Annotated in this window: 14 protein-coding genes; 8 read left to right on the plus strand and 6 right to left on the minus strand. The window is 59.3% G+C overall.

Going from position 1 to position 16310, the window contains the following annotated elements; translation table 11 throughout:
- Positions 1–2 precede the first annotated feature (2 nt).
- A complete protein-coding gene (locus tag QA646_RS12010) occupies positions 3–806 on the minus strand; it encodes an anti-sigma factor (RefSeq protein ID WP_283055681.1) in 804 nt (267 codons plus the stop codon).
- Positions 806–1591, minus strand: a complete 786-nt coding sequence (locus QA646_RS12015) for a sigma-70 family RNA polymerase sigma factor (RefSeq protein ID WP_283055682.1) — start codon at positions 1589–1591, stop codon at positions 806–808. Before QA646_RS12015 ends, QA646_RS12010 begins: the two co-directional genes overlap by 1 nt.
- A gap of 346 nt (positions 1592–1937) precedes the next feature.
- Between QA646_RS12015 and QA646_RS12020 the strand changes: the two genes are divergently transcribed.
- The 5 genes from QA646_RS12020 to QA646_RS12040 all read left to right on the plus strand — a co-directional run bounded on the left by QA646_RS12020 (position 1938) and on the right by QA646_RS12040 (position 6023).
- Entirely contained in the window at positions 1938–2915 is a 978-nt protein-coding gene (locus tag QA646_RS12020) for an MBL fold metallo-hydrolase (protein ID WP_283055683.1), read from the plus strand.
- Between the two features lie 19 nt (positions 2916–2934).
- Positions 2935–3396 (plus strand): tetratricopeptide repeat protein, encoded by a 462-nt coding sequence (locus QA646_RS12025; protein ID WP_283055684.1) that lies wholly within the window; start codon positions 2935–2937, stop codon positions 3394–3396.
- A gap of 162 nt (positions 3397–3558) precedes the next feature.
- The gene (locus QA646_RS12030) at positions 3559–4035 is read left to right on the plus strand and encodes a DoxX family protein (protein ID WP_283055685.1); all 477 of its coding nucleotides are present in this window, start codon (positions 3559–3561) and stop codon (positions 4033–4035) included.
- 422 nt (positions 4036–4457) lie between these two features.
- A complete protein-coding gene (locus QA646_RS12035; RefSeq protein ID WP_283055686.1) occupies positions 4458–5255 on the plus strand; it encodes an ABC transporter substrate-binding protein in 798 nt (265 codons plus the stop codon).
- Positions 5256–5348: 93 nt separating this feature from the next.
- Positions 5349–6023: an amino acid ABC transporter permease gene (locus QA646_RS12040; protein ID WP_283055687.1), complete on the plus strand. Its 675-nt coding sequence runs from the start codon at positions 5349–5351 to the stop codon at positions 6021–6023.
- A gap of 40 nt (positions 6024–6063) precedes the next feature.
- Here the strand turns inward: QA646_RS12040 and QA646_RS12045 are convergent, their stop codons facing one another.
- Positions 6064–6579: a MarR family transcriptional regulator gene (locus tag QA646_RS12045; protein WP_283055688.1), complete on the minus strand. Its 516-nt coding sequence runs from the start codon at positions 6577–6579 to the stop codon at positions 6064–6066.
- Between the two features lie 489 nt (positions 6580–7068).
- Between QA646_RS12045 and QA646_RS12050 the strand changes: the two genes are divergently transcribed.
- From QA646_RS12050 to QA646_RS12060, 3 genes are all read left to right on the plus strand, one after another.
- On the plus strand, positions 7069–7851 hold the full coding sequence (locus QA646_RS12050; protein WP_283055689.1) for a cyclase family protein: 783 nt from the start codon (positions 7069–7071) through the stop codon (positions 7849–7851).
- A 184-nt stretch (positions 7852–8035) separates the two neighbouring features.
- The gene (locus QA646_RS12055) at positions 8036–9625 is read left to right on the plus strand and encodes an NAD(P)/FAD-dependent oxidoreductase (protein WP_283055690.1); all 1590 of its coding nucleotides are present in this window, start codon (positions 8036–8038) and stop codon (positions 9623–9625) included.
- Between the two features lie 24 nt (positions 9626–9649).
- The gene (locus QA646_RS12060; protein ID WP_283055691.1) at positions 9650–10156 is read left to right on the plus strand and encodes a MarR family transcriptional regulator; all 507 of its coding nucleotides are present in this window, start codon (positions 9650–9652) and stop codon (positions 10154–10156) included.
- 191 nt (positions 10157–10347) lie between these two features.
- On the opposite strand, the gene QA646_RS12065 is transcribed toward QA646_RS12060, so the two are convergent.
- The 3 genes from QA646_RS12065 to QA646_RS12075 form a co-directional block, all read right to left on the minus strand.
- Positions 10348–11907: an indolepyruvate oxidoreductase subunit beta family protein gene (locus QA646_RS12065; protein ID WP_283055692.1), complete on the minus strand. Its 1560-nt coding sequence runs from the start codon at positions 11905–11907 to the stop codon at positions 10348–10350.
- 9 nt (positions 11908–11916) lie between these two features.
- Positions 11917–14070 (minus strand): indolepyruvate ferredoxin oxidoreductase subunit alpha, encoded by a 2154-nt coding sequence (locus tag QA646_RS12070; protein ID WP_283055693.1) that lies wholly within the window; start codon positions 14068–14070, stop codon positions 11917–11919.
- A gap of 375 nt (positions 14071–14445) precedes the next feature.
- Positions 14446–16056 (minus strand): AMP-binding protein, encoded by a 1611-nt coding sequence (locus QA646_RS12075; protein WP_283055694.1) that lies wholly within the window; start codon positions 16054–16056, stop codon positions 14446–14448.
- Positions 16057–16310 lie beyond the last annotated feature (254 nt).

Here is a 16310-nt window from a genome sequence, read left to right on the forward strand (position 1 = left end):
GCTTAAAGACCCGACGCGCGTGAAAAATTATCCCGGAAAGCGGCAAGGTCGGGCGGGCTGACATCCGAAACCGCCCAGAAGACCAGCCCGCCGCCGGACCATCCGGCAAGATTATAGCCATCATGCACCGTCTCGCTCTGCGCAACCTTCTCACCCGGCCAGACGAAGAGATTGATGACATGACCGTGACGGCGATAGACGAGCGCCGCAACGACGCGACCATTGATGTAATCCACCCGGCCGCCGATCAGCGGAAAACCATCCGCTGCAAGATCGACCACCGGCGGCGAGAAATCGATCTTGCCATTGAACCACGGCTTGACCGTATGCTGATCGGATGTCTGCACATCGACAAGATGGTTGGCGAGCATCGAACGCACATGGCTTGCCAATAATTCATTTTGAATCGGCGCGCTCGTCTGCGGATTGCCAAGTATGAGCATCAGGCTCGCCGCCAAGGCAGCAAGCGACGGTACGAAGCTCCATTGCCCAAACAATTGCAGGCCGCGCCGCCATACGTTCTCGCGGCCGCCTGTTCCCGGAACCTGCGCCTGCTGCCGGGCCTGCTCAAGAGAAATGGCCGTCATAATGCGCGCGCGCACTTCATCGGGCGCTTTCCATTTGACAGCGTCCCGACCGACAACCCGCTTCATGTCTTTGAGCCCTTCCAAGGCGGCGGTGCATTGCGGGCATGTCGCAAGATGCTGTTCGAATTGTATCGTGTGAACCGCATCGAGTTCGTCATCCACATAGCAATGAAGGATGGTTTCCCATTCCGGGCAGCCTTCCGAGGTTTTCTCGCTCATCATGCGGCCCCGCCTTTCTCGCCCGTTTGCCATGCCTCGCAAAATTCACGCCTTGCCCTCGCAAGCCGCGACATCACGGTTCCGATTGGCACATCGGTTATGTCGGCGATCTGGCGATAAGACAGATTTTCCAGTTCCCGAAGCACCAGCACTTCCCGCGATAGATCCGCAAGAGAGTTGATGACTTGCCGGACTCGCTGCGACTCCGATTTGCGGATCAAGGCTGTCTCGGGCGAGTCCTCTTCGGAGGCAACGTCGTGAGCGCCGCTGTATGGCTGATCTTCGTCCTTCGCATCGCCTGCCGTCATTGGCGTCTCGAAGCGCGCCTTACGCCGGCCTTCGCTCAGCCAGACGTAATAACAGTTCCGGACGATGGCAAACATCCAGGCGCGGGGTTCGCCGCCACGATAGTCTTCGAAATTGCGATAGGCGCGCAGGAACGCTTCCTGCACGATGTCCTGCGCCGCATCGGCATCCCGGCTGAGAAACCGTGCGAAATTATAGGCGGCATCCAGATGCGGAACGATCGTATGCTGAAACCGCAACATCAGATCACGCGATGCCGGCGATAGACTTCCGACATTTTCGTGGTACTTCGATTGCAGCATCGGACCAACGGCATCGATGGCAACGGCCGAGCGGGGCTTTGCGATTGCCGCCAAGGATTGGCGGACAAAAGCAATAGCAGCCCGCATCCGAGTCATAGGCCGCTTCAACGCGGAAACGAAAACCGGCGAAGGCCGGTCGTCGAATGCGAAGAAGGCGAAATGGATATCCGTCGTCATGATCCCTGCATTGCTCCGGCGTCGGTTCGGTCAGCTTAGGTCCCGACCCAAATATTGCTCTTCATTCTCCAGATCGTCTCAGGCGGCATTTTATTCTCACTGCACGCAAATATTTTTTGTCGGCGACGGTGCCGGGCAGCGGCACTTCTCCCACATGCCCCACTGTGCACCCGCTTACTAAAGCGCGCCAGCAGAATTAAATTAAACATATCAAAAACTTATCAGAAATATGCCGCGAACCGAGAATAATCCGCCGGCACCGGCGATCTCCTTCGACAGCGGAGGCATTGATTGATCGCTGTCCTCCGCTTCGCGTGGCGATGCCACTCAAAGAGGAGACAAGACAATGTTCAACATGACGCGCCGCACTGTTCTCAGCTCGGCCGCGGCAGCAGCCGCTTTCGGCCTGTCGGCAAAGCTGGAATTCATTCCGTCGCTGGCCAAGGCCGCAACACCGCTTGAACCGGAGGTCGGTTTCTATCGCTACAAGGTCGGGGATGTCGAAGTCACCGCCATCTATGACGGCATATGGCGCAAGCCGCATGATCCCGCCTTCATCAAGAACGCCTCCGTCGAGGACACCAAGCAGGCACTGGCCGCCGCCGGCCAAACCACCGAATTCATGCCCATCCCGCTCACCGTCGCCGTGCTGAAGATCGGCGACCGGCTGATCATGATGGATGCCGGCTCCGGCGTCGGCCAATGGCAGGCCAATGCCACGCATTTGCCCGCCAACATGGCCGCAGCCGGCATCGACTACAAGAACATCGACACGGTGATCATCTCGCATTTCCATCCCGATCATGTCTGGGGCCTGATGGAAAAAGGCACGAATGAACCGGTTTTTGGCCATGCCGAGCTCATCACCAACGCCGACGAATTCAATTGGTGGACGGCGCCTGACCGCGTCGACAAGTTGGCTGCGGGCCGCAAAGAGGCCGGACGACGCATCGCCGAAGTCTTTCCAAAATGGAAGAATTGGAAACTGGTCGGCGATGGTGCGGAGGTGGCTCCCGGCGTTCACCTCGTCTCAGCACCCGGCCATACGCCCGGCCATTCCACCTTCCTTGTCGCCTCGGGCAAGGAACAGCTACTCGTCTCCGCCGACATCATGTACGTGCCGGCACTGCTCGCTCCCCATCCGGAATGGGAGGGCAGCTACGATCAGGATGGACCGGCGGCCGTCGCCACGCGCCGCAAGCTGATCGACCGCATCATCGCCGACAATATCAAGATCTGCGGCTCGCACTTCCCCTTCCCGGGCTCCGGCACCTTCGTGAAGGACGGCAATGCCTATGGTTTCACCCCGACAATACAAGCCTGAAAGCTCAAGGAGACCTATCATGATCAGACATGCAATCTTCGGCGCCGCCAGCCTTTGCGCCGCCATCATCGTTCCCGCAGCCATCGCGCTGCCGGCTTTTGCCGTCGACAACATGGAAACGACGGATGCGCCGGATCTGACCTCCGTTCGCGCCAAGATCGACGCGAAGGACTACACCGGAGCCTTGGCCGAACTCCGCGGCCTGGCAGAGGATCACCAGCAGGCTGACGTCTACAATCTTCTGGGCTTCACGCTCACAAAGACCGGCGATTTCCAGACCTCGCTGACCTACTACACCAAGGCACTGGAACTGCAGCCCGATCACAAGGGTGCCCGCGAATATCTCGGCGAACTCTATGTCGTGACCGGCAATATGGACAAAGCAAGGGAACAACTGGCGACGCTGAAGCAACTTTGCCCAAGCGGCTGTGAGGAGCTGGAGGACCTGCAGAAGGCGATCGACACCAAGACTGTCAACTAAAGCAATTCCAGGAAAAGTGTGCAGCGGTTTTCCGTCCGGGATTGCAAAAAACAAGGAGATAGAGCGGTTCTAAGATTCCGTGAAAAGCTGAACCGCTCTAACCCGAGAAAGCAGTGCCTGCGAAGCGAACGCTGCTTCGCAGGCACATTTGGAGGTGATGAGATGGACTATTTGGAAAATGCAAATGTCGTGCATCCGATGGACATAACGCTTGTCGCAGGAAGGCTGTTGCTTGCCTGGATATTCCTGCATGAGGGCGTGGCGCTGGCGCTCAATTTCGACGCCGCTGTCATCGCCATGGCGAAACTTGGTGTTTCCGAGTTACTGGTCGTTGCCGTGATTGCGCTGCAGGTTGCGGCTGGTCTTTCGATAACGCTCGGTTTGTTGACCCGCCTCGGCGCCTTGTCGCTCGGGCTGTTCTGCCTGTCGACGGCGTTGATGTTCCATAACGATTTCGCCAATCACAACGAAATCCTGCATTTTGAAAAAGACTTGGCGATCGCAGGCGGCATGTTCGTTCTGGTGACGACAGGCGCTGGTGCGCTGTCCGTGGATCGCTTCCTCGAACGCCGCATCATGGCCTCGGACGACAAGGCCCGCAAGCCGCTGCGCCGTGTGATTGAGAGAGGAATTCTCTGAATGCCTCAGACATATCCATCCGCGTGAAATTCCTGTCGAAAACAGCCTATCATGGGCTGTTTTCGACATTTCCGTCGATTTTTTAAGCTTAAAACTTTTTCCTTGAAATGCGTCTCATTTTGGATAACCATCCCGCGATGAAGGGCAATCCGAGCACCGTCATTCGCGACGGAACGACCCTTTGACATCAGGATTTCAGGAAAAGTTCCTTGTCGCGTCTATGCCACAGCTTGTCCGAGACGACACGCAACCGAAACACCTTTGAGGATATTCGCGGCCGGCCTGCCCGCGCTGAACGAGGCCTCTCCGACTATCAGGCCGCCCGATCGACGCGATGAAATGACGGTCCCCCAATTTTGGCGGGCCGGCAATAGCCGCGGGCAGAAGGCGCCCGCGGTCATAACCAGAGGGAGACAAATCCAATGAATTTTACCCGTCGTAATCTACTGGTCCTGGCGACCGTCGTCGGCATGGCCGGCGGAAGCCACTTCGCCTATGCCGCCGATGTGCTGAACGTTGGCTCCTATCCGAACAATCCGCCCTTCGAATACAAGACCGAGAGCGGTACCTTTGAGGGCTTCGAGGTCGATATCGTCAACGAAGCCGCCAAGCGCGCCGGTATGACGACCAACATCGCCGATTATGGTTTCCAGGCCCTGTTCGCCGCCACCAGCTCCAAGCGTATCGATGTGGCGATCTCCTCGATCACCATCACGCCGGAACGTCTGAAGTCGCAGTCCTTCACCCAACCCTACTACGACTCCGACATGGGCATCGCCACCAAGGACGGCAGCGCGATCAAGGGTCTCGCCGATCTCAAGGGCAAGACCGTCGGCGTCCTTTCCGGCTCGACCGGCGAGAAGTGGGTCAACGACAACAAGACTGTCAACGGCTTTGCCGACGTCAAAGGCTACAATTCGCAGCAGGACATGTTCCTTGATCTCGGTGCCGGCCGCATCGACGCTGTCGTCAGCGACATTCCCGGCATGCAATATCTCTTCGTCAAGACCAAGGGCTTTGCCATCAAGGACCGCATCAAGACCGGCGAACAGTATGGCCTGATGATGACCAAGGATTCGCCGCTCGTCGCCAAGATCAACGACGCCATCACTGCGATGAAGAAAGACGGCACGCTGGAAAAGATCCACGAAAAATGGTTCGGCAGCAAGGCACCCGCCGGCTCCTCCACCGTCACCGAAATGCCTATCCCCAAGGCGTGATCAAAAGATCACTTCCCTCAACCTCCACGCCGGCCCCTTCGGCCGGCGTAGTTGTGCTAAAGCATCATTCTGTTTCGCCTGATGGGAGTGCCAATGTCGCTCGTCGATACCTTTTTCAATTCCGACGTCATGATTTCGGCCTTTCCCCAATTGCTGCGCGGTCTCTGGATGACGCTGGCACTCGGCATCGTCAGCATCCTGATCGGTGTTTCCGGCGGGCTCATCGTCAGCCTGATCCGCCTCTATGCACCTAAGCCGTTCCGGCTGCTGACGATCGCCTATATCGACATCATGCGTGCCATGCCGATGCTGGTCGTGCTGATCCTGATCTATTACGCCCTGCCCTTTGTCGGCATCAGCTTCTCGGCTTGGTGGTCCGCGATTTTGGGCTTCTCGATCGTGCTTGCTGCCTATTCGGCGGAGGTCTTCCGCTCGGGCATCGAGAGCGTGCCGCGCGGCCAGTTCGAGGCGGCCGCAGCACTCGGCATTCCATTCCTCGTTACGCTCTATAAGGTCGTGCTGCCGCAGGCGATCCGCATCGTCATTCCGCCGACCACCAGCAACTGTGTCTCGATGTTCAAGGATACGTCGCTCGCCTCGACCGTGGCTTTGCCGGAACTCTTGAAAGAGGGACAGAACGCGCAGGGCTTCTATGCCAACCCCTCGCCGCTGATCATGGCCGCGCTGATCTATATCATCCTGCTCTGGCCCATGGTACGGCTCGTGAGCGTACTCGAAAAGAGGTTCAAGAGCGAGAAGGCGCGGTAGAGCAATTCCAGGAAAAGCTGCATCGCGACAAGCATAGTCTTCAGTCGAAAGCAGCACCGGAAAGGTGATTGTTCACGGATGCTTTCACCCCGCCGATATCCTTCCAGAGTTCGACGATAATGGCGGGATCGACGTCGGCCATCATGTCTCGCAGCCAGCCCTCATGCGCGGCGGCCATGACTGTGAACAGCTCCTCGCCCTTCTTCGTCAGTTTGGCGACCGTCACGCGGCGGTCGCCGTCAGGCGTCTCGCGCAGCACCAAACCGTCCGTTTCCAGCCGCTCGACCAATCCCGTCACATTGCCATTGGTGACCATGGTACGTTTGGAAAGCTCGCCAAGCCGCAGACCGTCGCGCTCGCGATAGAGCTGCGCCATCAGGTCGAATTGCGGCAGCGTTGCACCGAATTCGTTGCGCAGACGGCGGCGGATTTCCTGCGATATCAGCTTTGTGGTCGACAGCATGCGCAGCCAGAGCCGCAGCTCCTGCTTTTTGCCTTCCTGCGCGCCCTGGACGATGATTTCCAGATCGACGGTTGCACTTTCGGACTCTGCCATGATGTCAGCTCAAATCATCGCGTTGCAATTTCATATATGAACGGTCTACGGAGCAATATTTCAAATGTCAAAGGTTTACGCGTCAAGCCCGGAGACGGTCACCTTCTCGCATTATTATCATCACATGCATAGATTTTGAATTTTAAGCTTCAAATGCACACCATGGAAATCGCCCTTCGACGACCACAACCATATGTCGTTAGCGCAAGAAAATAGCGCATAAATAGCCTTTATTTTCCGGCGATTGCTTGGGTCGCACAGCCTGCCCAACCGATGCCGCTTTTGGTCCTTCAGGCGCCGGCAGAATGCTTGCAATATCATATATTGTAACATAGGCTCGCCCTCATCCGATTGCCGCTGCACGGCCTTGCGATTTGAGGAATCGCGTTCGTACACCCGGCAATAATGGCTTTCGGGCTTAGCCCTCAACCGAGGATTCCCTTTAGAGTTTTTCGAACAAGGCCAGGCCACACAAAGGGGGAACGCAATATGACCACCAGCACTCTTGCCAGCTTCGCCACGGCCCTCGTTTCGGGCTCCATCAAGGTCGTCGACCTGACCGCGCCGCTCGGGCCCGAAACGCCGGTGCTCTACCTGCCGCCGCAGTTCGGCAAGAACACGCCCGCGGTCAAAGTGCACCAGATTTCCGAATATAACCAGGACGGTCCTTTCTGGGCCTGGAACTGGCTCGAACTCGGCGAACACACCGGCACGCATTTCGACGCGCCCTGTCACTGGGTTACCGGCAAGGACAATCCGAACAATACGACCGACACTATCCCACCGCAGAACTTCGTCGCTCCGGTCAATGTCATCGACCGCTCGAAAGAAGCTGCCGCCAATCCGGACTATCTGCTGACGGTCGACAGCATCAAGGAATGGGAAGCCGAACATGGCGCGATCGAATCTGGCACCTGGGTGTTTCTGCGCACCGACTGGTACAAGCGCAACGGCTCGACCGAAACCTTTCTCAATGCCGATGAAAACGGCCCGCATTCGCCGGGCCCAACCGCCGAGGCGATCGAATATCTGCTGACGAAGGGTATCATCGGTTGGGGTTCGGAAGCGATCGGCACCGACGCCGGTTCCGCCGGCGGCATGAATCCGCCCTTCCCGGCCCATAATCTGATGCACAAGAACAACCGCTACGGCCTCGCCAGCCTCTCCAACCTCGATCAGCTTCCGGCCAAGGGCGCCGTGCTGATCGCCGCGCCGCTGAAGTTCGTCAAGGGCACGGGCTCCCCGGTGCGCGCGCTGGCGCTGGTGGCATGATATGGCGGCTTGCGCCCTTCTCCCCGCCGGGGAGAAGGTGCCCGACAGGGCGGATGAGGGGGGCGAGGAGCGATAGTTCCGAGCGCCTTGAGCGACGAGCGAAAGGCAATTCTTCCGGTGACGCCCCCTCAACCCGCGCTACGCGCAACCTTCTCCCCGCTGGGGAGAAGGTGGGGGATATCCCATGACCTCCCCCGATTACATCATCGTCGGCAGCGGCATCAACGCGCTGGTCGCGGCCGCCATGCTGGGAAAGAAGGGTCGCAAGGTGCTCGTCCTCGAGCGCAACGACCGCATCGGCGGTTGCCTGCGCAGCGAGGAGATCACCGAACCCGGCTTCATCCATGATGTCATGGCAACGACGATGGTGCTGTTCCTGACGTCGCCGGCCTATGGTGCCATCGGCAAGGACCTGGAGGCCCGCGGTCTCGAATTCGCCCACGCCGACCTGCCGACCGGCGTGCTGAGGCCGGATGGTTCGCACGTCATCTTCTCGAAGGACAGGCGGCGCAACATCGCCACCTTCGACGAGCTGTCGCTCGGCGACGGACAGACATTCCTGCGCGAGATGGATGCGCTGGCGGCCGACGCTCCCTTCCTGTTTTCGCTGCTCGGCGGCGCGCTGTGGTCGGGCGCGACCTTGAAGGCCGTCGCCAAGCAAGGTTGGGGCCGCGGCCTGCGCAACCTGGCCGCCTGGTTCGGCAACGCCCTGACGCCGGCCCGCGGCTACCTCGAAACCACCTATCGTTCCGAAGATATTCATGCGCTCTGGGCGCCTTGGGTACTGCATTGCGGCCTCGGGCCGGAGAGCGCCTACTCGGCCGAGATGCTGAAGGTCATCGGCTTTGCCTTAGAGCTCGCCGGCGCTCCCCTTGTCAAAGGCGGCGCGGGTGGGCTGCTCACCGCCTTCGAACGGCTGATCACCGACAATGGTGGCGAGATCCGCACCGGCGCCGATGTCGAAAGCATCACCCCCGGTCCAGGCGGGCGTGCCAGCAGCGTCAGGCTTGCCGGGGGCGAAATCCTGAACGCCAAAGCCGGCGTCATCTGCTCTGTGACGCCGAACCAGCTCTACGAGCGACTGCTGAAGGACTGGCCGACGCCGCTTCCCCCGGACATCAAGACGAGCGTCGCCCGCTATCGTTATGGCAAGGGCAATATGCAGATCCACTATGCGCTGTCCGAACCGCCGCGCTGGAAGGCAGATGCGGAACTTGGCAAGGTCGCACTCCTTCATCTAACGCCCGGGCTCGATGGCGTTTCGCGCGCTGCCAATGAATGCGAACGCGGGCTGCTGCCGGCTGAGGCGACCATATGCGTCGGCCAACCCACCTCCTTCGATCCCAGCCGAGCGCCACCGGGCAAATCGATCCTCTGGCTGCAGCTTCCCGAGGCTCCGCGGCATATCAAAGGCGATGCGGCGGGCGAGATTGCAATACCGGCGGACGGCCGTTGGACGGAAGAGGTACGCGAACGCTATGCCGACCGCATCGAGGCGCGGCTCGAAAGCCATATCGAGAATTTCTCCGGCATAAAACTCGCTCGACGCGCCCATTCGCCCACCGACCTCGAGGCCATGAACATGAATCTCGTCGGCGGCGACCCCTATGGCGGCTACTGCGGCATAGACCAGTTTTTCCTCTGGCGCCCCTTCAAGTCCTCTGTTAACCACCGCACCCATGTAGCAGGCCTATACCACATTGGGGCTTCGGCGCATCCTGGGCCGGGTCTCGGCGGCGGTTCGGGTTTCCTGCTTGCGTCATCATTAAAATAGGATTCCGGAGGGAGATAGCGTCTTATGGAGGAGCGGTTTTCAGGTACCGTTTTGCGGCGTCGCAAAGAGGGCACGGAAAAACGTCCGACCATGGGCGAAATAGGGCTCAACCATTTCGCCCCCTACCTGATGAACCGGCTGATGGCCCGCTGGAACATCAACATGTCGGAAGAGCTGCGCGAATACGACATGACCACCGCGAAGATGAGGGCGCTCGCCGTCCTCAGCATCTCTTCCTCGGTCACTATCAACGAACTCTCGGTCTTTGCCGTCACCGAGCAATCGACGATGAGCCGCACGCTGGATTCCCTGGAGCAACAAGGCTTCATCCGCCGTCAGCCCCGCGTCGAGGACATGCGCATCCGAGACGTCTCCATCACCGAAGAAGGCCGCGCCGCCTTCGAAAAGGTTTGGCCGACCATGTACGATCTGTTTCTGCAGATGTTCGACGGCGTGGAAGAGACGGAATACCGGGCATTCATCTCGACGCTGCACAAGGTCCTGCACAACATCCGCAAGCATGAGATTTGAGATGAGATAGGGATGGCGCCTGCGGCCACCTCGTCCTTCGAGGCATCTTTCCGCTATGCTTCAAGATGCACCTCAGGATGAGGCGGAACGAATTTCGCGATTGTCGCAAAGAGTTAGCCCTCATGGTGAGGTGCGGAGGGCTGAAGGACCGAAGCCTCGAACCGCGAGGGCGGATGGCTAAAACACTCTCATCACAGCGTCGCCACCGTCTTCAGCGCCCCATCGAGGGCAATCCCCTTCTCATCCAGAAGTGCGGCCTGCCTCAACCTCTTCATCCAGGCGGCTCCGTCGTCGCGAGCGCGCAGGAGCGGCAATGCCGACATCACGCGATCGAATTTCGAAAGGCCGCGCGCATGCGTGTCGGAATAGCCTTTGACCAGACGGCGGTTGTTGAGAACTTCGACGGCGAGATCGTAGTTCACCTCGAGCAAGTCGGTCGCGGCGGCTAGCCAGATTTCACGATGCTCGGTTTCGCGCATATGGCGCAGCGTACCTCGGCGGGTCCGGCGCAGCGCTGAGACGATATAAAGTCCGAGGAACCAGAAGAGCGTGCCCGTCTGCACACGGCGCCCCTTGTTGACGATGCGATCGAGGCGATTGAAGAGCTTGGGCCGGCCCTCGATCCAGAGGCCGAGGCCTTTCGGCAAAGTGCCGCAAACCTCTTCCATGCGCGGATGCATATATTCGGTCATATAGACGATCTGATCGTCCTTGGCGCCGACTTCCTTGCGTACGCGGTCGAAACGGGAGCCACGCACTTTCAGATCGGCAACGCGGATGACATCATCATAGGCCATGGCGACCGCGGTATATTTCGCAGCCTGCACGGTGAAGGCGAAATCCTTGGCTGCACCGCCGACTTTTCGATCCAGGGCATAGAGCGCTGCAACGCGGGTCAGATATTCATCGGCATAGTCCGGGTCCTGATAGTCGGTGAGTTTCTTGACGCCAGCAAACAGCAGCGGCAATGCCTCCTGCGGGAACTCGGTGCGGATACGTTGCACGAGACCGTCGAGCGCCGGATGACCCGCGGTTTCCGGCAGTGCATCGAAACGTTTCAATGGCGTCGCGGAGACGGTATCGCGCGGCCTGTCCTTGGCTCGATCGAAAGCGGCATTGAAAGCCTTCAGGCTGGGTTCGATGCCTCTGCCGGCGGCACGGATCATGGCTTCAAAGGCCTCTTTGGCAAAGGGCAGCGCTTCCGACGCCGCAAGCGCACCGAACATCGAAGCGGAAATCACGCTGCCATTCTTGACCGCGAGCGTCTCCATGTCGAAGGCGATGGTGCGCTTGGCGGCAAAATCCGTGGCGTCCACCACCGCTTCCGGATTGCCGATGCCATCGCCCGGCTTTTCCTTTTCGCCGACAGCGAAAGAACGATGTGTGGAGGCGATCAGCACGGTCTTGTCGGGTGTCACCAGGCCGCGCAGCACCGAACGGCCGGCTTCCATCAGCTCGGCAGCCATAACGACATCGACATCACCCGGCGTCGGCATCAGCGAGAAGATCGGCGCATGGCCGTCACGGGCCGGCAGCATTTCGATATAGTAGATCGTCGCGCCCGTGCGCTGCGCCACGCCCGGGACAGAGGTCGTCTGCGCCATCCAGCCTTCGGCTTCGGCAAGCCCGACGATCCAATCGGCCAAGACACCGCCACCCTGCCCGCCCATGGCGAGGATAGCCAGCGATAGCGGCTTGTCGGTCGACAGACGTTGGTTGCCGATAGTGCTCATGCTGAGATGCTCGTTCATATCGCTCCCTCAGTCCGCAAAGACGATGCGGCCGGCCTTGCGGCGGGCCTGCAGCCAGCCGATGACGGTGGCGCGCATGCGGGCGAGGAAGCGATCCCAGCCGGTGGGGTTGTGGATGATATCAGCACGATAGAAGGAGGGACAGAGAACGGCCGCCTCCGCCACTTCGCCGCAATTGCCGCAGCCGACGCAATTATTGTCGACCGCCGCCACAGGATCGTCCTTCAGCGGATCGTCGGTATGCTTGACCGACAGCGACGGACAGCCGGACAGGCGGATGCAGGCGTGATCGCCCGTGCACACATCCTCGTCGACGCCGAAGCGCTCCTTGACCATCCGCTTGCCGTCCTTCACCGCCTTGGCAAACTGCGGCTTCACGCGCCGCTGCTTGTTCAGCATACATTCCGACGAAGCGACGATGATCTTCGGGCCTGGCTCCTCTGACGTAAGCGCCTCGCGCAGCGTGTCCCGCATCTTGCCGACGTCATAGGTCCGATCGATCTGGCGGACCCATGTGGCGCCGATGCCCTTAACCGCGTTGACGATGGAATTGTTGGTCTTGCGGCGCGGATTCAGCGCGCGCGAGGACGGGATGTCCTGACCGCCGGTTGCCGCCGAATAATAGTTGTCGACGATGAGGATGACGCCGTCCTGTTTGTTGAAGACAGCATTGCCCACCGACGTCGCCAGGCCGTTATGCCAGAAGCCGCCATCGCCCATCACGGAAATGGCGCGCTTGCCTGCGGCGACATTGAAGGCGGAAGCGGCCGCCGGACCGAGGCCATAGCCCATGGTCGTGCTGCCAATGTTGAACGGCGGCAGGATCGAAAAGAGATGGCAGCCGATATCGCCAGAGATATGATGCTGCCCAAGTTCATTCTCGACCAGCTTCATCGCCGCGAAAATCGGCCGCTCGGGACAGCCGACACAGAATCCCGGCGGGCGCGGCGGCACGACTTCGGCCAACGCCTTGACCTTTAGGTCGTTGAGAACAGGCGTCGGGTCCGGCAAAGGCGGCTGGTTGCGGAGCAACACGCGCTGATGCGTCTCCAGGAAGTTCTTGATACCCTTCACCAGCACCGACGGGGTATATTCGCCGCCCATCGGCAGCACGTCCTTGCCGGAAACCTTAGTCTGGATGTCGCGGCGGCGAAGGATGGTGTTGAGCGATTGCTCGATATATTCCGGCGCCCCCTCCTCCACCATCAGCACAGCCCTCTTGCTCGCGCAGAATTCGGCCATCTGATCGTCGATCAGCGGATAGGCGACGTTGAGGACATAAAGCGGAATAGCGGAGTTGCCGTAGACATCGGCAAGGCCGAGCTGCTGCAGCGCGCGCATGACGCCATTAAACATTCCACCAAGCATAATGATGCCGACATCGCCCTCGGACGGACCGAAATATTCGTTGAGCTGGCGCTTCTTGATGAAATCGACAGCGGCCGGCCAGCGCTTCTCCAGCTTCTCCCTCTCATGCAGGAATGAGGCCGGCGGCAGGACTATGCGGTTGACGTCGCGCACAGGATTTTCCAGCGCCTGCTTGAGCGTATAATTCGGCCGCTTGTTGTCCTTGGCCTCGAACTGGCCGTGAACATGGCAGCTACGAATGCCGACCTGCAGCATGACGGGCGTGTTGGAGGCTTCCGACAATTCGAATCCCTCCTCGACCGCTCTTACGATAGACGGCAGGTTCGGACGCGGATTGAGCAGCCACATCTGCGATTTCATCGCATAGGCATGGCTGCGCTCCTGCATGATCGAGGAGCCTTCGCCATAGTCTTCGCCGATAATGATCAGCGCGCCCCCGGTGACGCCGCCGGATGAGAGGTTGGAGAGCGCATCGGAGGCAACATTGGTGCCCGCCGTCGACTTCCATGTGACGGCGCCGCGCACCGGATACATGACCGAGGCCGAAAGCATGGCAGCGGCGGCTGCTTCCGAAGCAGAAGTTTCGAAATGGACGCCCAGGTCTTCCATCACATCCTTGGCATCGGCCAATACGTCCATGAGATGGGAAATCGGCGACCCCTGGTATCCGCCGACATAGGAAACGCCGGATTGCAGCAGCGCCTTGGTGATCGCAAGAATACCTTCACCACGGAAGATATCGCCTTCTCCGAGCTTCAGATCCTCGACTTCGCGAGCAAACGACCGTTCGGCCATCGAAGCTACCCCTTTGCCCTATCGGGCCTGCTCTTAAATCATTTGCAAAATCATATTTTGAACCCCATTCGGCTGTCAACGAACAAATAGAAAATCCCGAGACTCCTCGAATCGTTGGATTCATACGCGGAGTTGCGAGTCATAAAAATACTATTATGGGTCATAAATGACGAACGTACATATATGCAATTGCATAAATTATGAGCTGCATCGCCGAAATCCCGATCAAAAGGGAGCGCCGGAATCTGCGAAATCCCCGGAGAAAGTAAATGCCGGGTTTTGGGAGTCATATTTTAAGGTCAAAACATTCCCTACCGTAGATCGAGCCCACCTGGCTCGGTCGCGAACCGAACAGGAGGATGCCGCTTAAGCCGCCTATTTGAGGCGGAAGCGCTGGATCTTGCCCGATTCCGTCTTCGGCAAAGCGTCCACAAAGACGATCGACCGGGGATATTTATAAGGCGCAATCATTGCCTTGACGTGGTCCTGCAGCGCCTTCACCAGCAAATCCGAGCCGGCAACGCCGGGCATCAGCACCACATGCGCCTGGACGATATGGCCACGATCGTCGTCCGGCTTGCCGACAACGGCGCATTCCAGCACGTCGGCATGCGATAGCAGGGCCGCCTCCACTTCCGGCCCGGCAATATTATAGCCGGCCGAAAGAATGATATCGTCGGAGCGCGCCGCGAAACAGAAATAGCCATCTTCATCCTGGATGAAGCTGTCCCCCGTCACGTTCCAGCCATCCTTGACATAATCGGCCTGACGTTGGTCGGCGAGGTAGCGGCAGCCAATGGGGCCGCGTACCACAAGCTTGCCGATCGTGCCGCGCGGGACTTCGTTCATGTCGTCGTCGACGACGCGCGCCTCGTAGCCCGCGAGCGGCTTGCCGGTGCAATTGGGCTTGGCATCATCGAGCCGGTTGGAAATGAAGATATGCAGCAACTCGGTCGAGCCGATGCCGTCGAGGATCGGCTTGCCGGTCTTTCGCGTCCACTCTTCGAAGATCGGGCCCGGCAGGGTCTCGCCGGCGGAAACCGCAATGCGCAGGGAAGAAAGATCGGCCCCTTCTTCCATCGCCGCCAGCATGGCGCGATAGGCTGTTGGAGCGGTGAAACTGATCGTCGCGCCATATTCCTGGATGATCTCGATCATATTCTTCGGTGAGGCGTTTTCGAGCAGTGCCGTCGACGCTCCGAACCGCAGCGGGAACACCACCAGGCCGCCAAGCCCGAAGGTAAAGGCGATCGGCGGCGAGCCGACGAAAACATCCTCGGGCGTCACCTGCAGGACTTCCTTTGCATAGGCATCGGCGATGATGAGGATATCCCGATGGAAATGCATGGTGGCCTTGGGAACGCCCGTCGACCCCGAGGTGAAGCCGAGCAGCGCCACATCGTCCCGCCCCGTCTTTGCCGCCTCGAAACGCACCGGCTTGTTGAGCGCGATCCGATCAAGCTCGGCATCGTGATTGGCGGTGCCGTCGAAGCCGACGACCTGCTTTAGGAACCGGCTTTCCTTCGCCGCCGCAACCAGATCTTCCAGCAGCCGCGTATCGCAGAGCGCGAAGGAGATTTCCGCCTTGTCGATGATTTTCGAGAGTTCGCCCGTTCGCAGCATCGGCATTGTGTTGACCGCGACAGCGCCCACCTTGGTCACCGCCAGCCAGCAGGCAATCATCGCCGGATTGTTTCCGGAGCGGATGAGAACGCGATTGCCCGGCTTGATCCCGAAATTTTCGACAAGCGCATGAGCGATGCGATTGGTCCAGTCCGCCAGCTCCTTGTAGGTACGCCGGCGGCCGTTGCCGACCAGCGCGACGTGATCGCCGAAGCCACGCTCGACCATACGGTCGCTGAGTTCGACACCGGCATTCAGCCACTCGGGATAGTCGAAACCATCCAGCAACAGCTCCGGCCATTCCCCTACCGGCGGCAGATTGTCCCGCGTGAATGTATCGGCATGACCGGTCGGTCCAAGCATGGTTCGCTCCCGCATTCCTCTCGACCCAATTCGACACCCAACGCCGATCTCCCGCCAGCGTGTGCAGCATTGTGAAAAATGATTGCACCGAAGGCGCAAATGTTCAAGCAAGAAATTTTAAGCCTAAAATAAATTGCAATACCCGTTGATTCCACAGGATATTTTGATCTGATTGCGCCATCAGGATCGCATTTCAGACTGAGAATCCCGCAAGACAACTCTTGACGAATGGTGGCGACAAGATATTTTAAACT

Source organism: Rhizobium sp. CB3090, assembly GCF_029714285.1.
Lineage (GTDB): Bacteria > Pseudomonadota > Alphaproteobacteria > Rhizobiales > Rhizobiaceae > Rhizobium.